This window comes from Romboutsia sp. 13368 (assembly GCF_018336475.1).
GTDB lineage: Bacteria > Bacillota > Clostridia > Peptostreptococcales > Peptostreptococcaceae > Romboutsia.
In genome coordinates, this window is sequence record NZ_CP048741.1 from 778617 (window position 1) to 778939 (window position 323).

Here is a 323-nt window from a genome sequence, read left to right on the forward strand (position 1 = left end):
TTAGAAGAAGGATTGAGACTAGCTTTTCTCAATTAACGGAAYAATTAAATTTTAATAAAGTAAAAAGTAAATCAATGCTTGGATTTATAACAAGAATATCAATAAAAGTATTAAGTCATAATATTTCATTTCTAATAAATAAATTGATAGGAAATTATGATTCTATAGCTAAAATAAAAAGCTTAATATTTGGTTAAATTTTACAAATATTAAGCTTTATAGAATACTATTTTTTTACAAAAATCAATTTACTTTATTTGGAAAAATATTTTTAACTAGCACAATAGATTAGTTAATATATTATAATAGCCGATTTAATAAAC

At 18.9% G+C, this 323-nt stretch carries 1 pseudogene; it reads left to right on the top strand.

Annotated features, from left to right (window positions below):
* A pseudogene (locus G3997_RS03155) lies at nucleotides 1–197 on the top strand (IS982 family transposase); the annotation flags it as partial.
* Between the last annotated feature and the right edge of the window lie 126 nt (nucleotides 198–323).